The 2,308-nt window shown below is 64.7% G+C and carries 2 protein-coding genes; both read left to right on the forward strand.

Annotated elements, in window-relative coordinates; translation table 11 throughout:
- Nucleotides 1–1,416: IS21 family transposase (gene istA, locus V1479_RS26085; RefSeq protein ID WP_368805375.1), on the forward strand; the 1,416-nt coding region annotated here is incomplete at its 5' end.
- A complete protein-coding gene (gene istB / locus V1479_RS26090) occupies nt 1,413–2,183 on the forward strand; it encodes an IS21-like element helper ATPase IstB (RefSeq protein WP_368805376.1) in 771 nt (256 codons plus the stop codon). The genes istA and istB, both read left to right, overlap by 4 nt.
- Nucleotides 2,184–2,308 lie beyond the last annotated feature (125 nt).

Consider the following 2,308-nt stretch of genomic DNA (forward strand, 5'->3'; position numbering starts at 1 on the left):
TCGCGCGACACGGTTCGCAAGATGATGGCGTATTCGGTTCCGCCGGGCTATCGGCGGCAGGCTCCGGTTCGGCGTCCGAAGCTGGACGCGTTCATCGCGGTCATCGATCGGTGGCTTGATGCGGACCGTGCGGTCCCGCGCAAGCAGCGCCATACGGCCAAGCGGGTGTTCGACCGGCTGCGCGACGAGCACGGGTTTGCCGGCGGCTACACGATCATCAAGGACTATATGCGCAAGCGGGATCTGCGCGGCCAGGAGATGTTCGTGCCGCTGGCGCACCCGGCGGGGCACGCACAGGCCGACTTCGGGGAGGCTGTCGTTGTCATCGGCGGCGTTGAGCAGAAGGCGCACTTCTTCGTGCTCGATCTGCCGCACAGCGATGCCTGCTATGTGCGCGCCTATCCTGCGGCGGTGGCCGAAGCGTGGGTGGACGGCCATATCCATGCGTTCGCCTTCTTCGGCGCCGTGCCGCAGTCGATTGTCTACGACAACGACCGCTGCCTGGTGGCGAAGATCCTGCCCGACGGCACGCGCAAGCGGGCAACGCTGTTCAGCGGCTTCCTGTCCCACTATCTGATCCGGGATCGTTACGGCCGCCCCGGCAAGGGCAATGACAAGGGCAGCGTCGAAGGTCTGGTCGGCTATGTGCGCCGCAACTTCATGGTGCCGATTCCGCACTTTGCATCGTGGGACGAGTTCAATCTGTGGCTCGAGGAGCAGTGCCGCAAGCGCCAGGGTGACCGGCTGCGCGGCGAGAGCGAGACGATCGGCGAACGCTTGCTGCGCGATCTGGTGGCGATGCGCCCACTGCCGGCATCACCCTTCGATGCTTGCGACCATGCCAGCGGTCGGGTCACTTCGCAGGCGCTGGTGCGCTACAGGACCAACGACTACTCCGTCCCGGTCGCCTACGGCCACCAGGACGTCTGGATCCGTGGCTATGTCGGCGAGGTGGTGATTGGCTGCGGCGGGGGGATCATTGCCCGTCATCCGCGCAGCTATGAGCGCGAGGAGGTTGTCTTCGATCCACTGCATTACCTGCCGCTGATCGAGCAGAAGATCAACGCGCTCGACCAGGCGGCACCGCTACAGGGCTGGGAATTGCCGGAGGCGTTCACGACACTGCGCCGCCTCATGGAAGCACGGATGGGCAAGCAGGGCCGGCGCGCCTATGTGCAGGTGCTGCGCCTGATGGAAAGCTTCGATCTGGCCGATCTGCACGCAGCCGTGAAGCAGGCGCTGCATCTGGGCGCCATCAGCTTCGACGCCGTGAAGCACCTCGTCCTGTGCCGGGCCGAACGCAGGCCACCAAAGCTGGACCTCGACATCTATCCCTATCTGCCCAGAGCCACTGTCGAGAAGACGTCGGCCAAGGCCTATATGCGCCTGCTGGACCGTAAGGAGGAACCGGCATGAGCAGCGATGCTCCAGAACTCCTGCTCGCCCACCACCTCAAGACCTTGAAGCTGCCGACCTTCCTGCGTGAGCACCACAAACTTGCCCGGCAATGTGCGGTCGAGGGCGTGGATCATGTCCGCTACCTTGCCCGGCTGGTCGAGCTGGAACTGATCGATCGGGAACGGCGGATGGTCGAACGCCGCATCAAGGCGGCAAAGTTCCCCGCCGCAAAAAGCCTCGACAGCTTCGACTTCGCCGCCATCCCGAAGCTCAACAAGATGCTGGTGCTGGAACTGGCGCGGTGCGAATGGATCGAGCGCCGCGAGAACGTCATCGCGCTCGGCCCCAGCGGCACGGGCAAGACCCACGTCGCGATCGGCCTCGGCCTGGCGGCCTGCCAGAAGGGATTGTCCGTCGGCTTCACCACAGCGGCCGCGCTCGTCAGCGAGATGATGGAGGCGCGCGACGAACGCCGTCTTCTGCGCTTCCAGAAGCAGATGGCGGGCTACAAGCTGCTCATCATCGACGAGCTGGGCTTCGTGCCGCTCTCCAAAACCGGCGCCGAGCTGTTGTTCGAGCTGATCTCGCAGCGTTACGAGCGTGGCTCCACCCTGATCACCAGCAATCTGCCCTTCGACGAATGGACCCAAACCTTCGGTTCCGAGCGCCTCACAGGCGCACTCCTCGACCGGCTGACCCACCACGCCAGCATCCTCGAGATGAACGGCGACAGCTATCGCCTCGCGCAAAGCCGGGCACGAAAAACCGCCAACCCTCACCAATAAGATCGCCGCTGCTGCGAGCGGAAAACTCTGGTCGGGCTACGCCCTCCCGACGTTCCCCGCTCGCAGCAGCGCCAGTGGCCTGGTTTTGCGCCGCCCAATGGCCGGTTTTTGCTCCGCCGTTGACA

Source organism: Neoaquamicrobium sediminum, from assembly GCF_040970315.1.
Taxonomy (GTDB): Bacteria; Pseudomonadota; Alphaproteobacteria; order Rhizobiales; family Rhizobiaceae; genus Aerobium; species Aerobium sediminum.

What these genes read in the sequence shown, in the direction of transcription:
- istB (WP_368805376.1), top strand. Translation starts at nt 1,413, where the DNA reads ATGAGCAGCGATGCTCCAGAACTCCTGCTCGCCCACCACCTCAAGACC.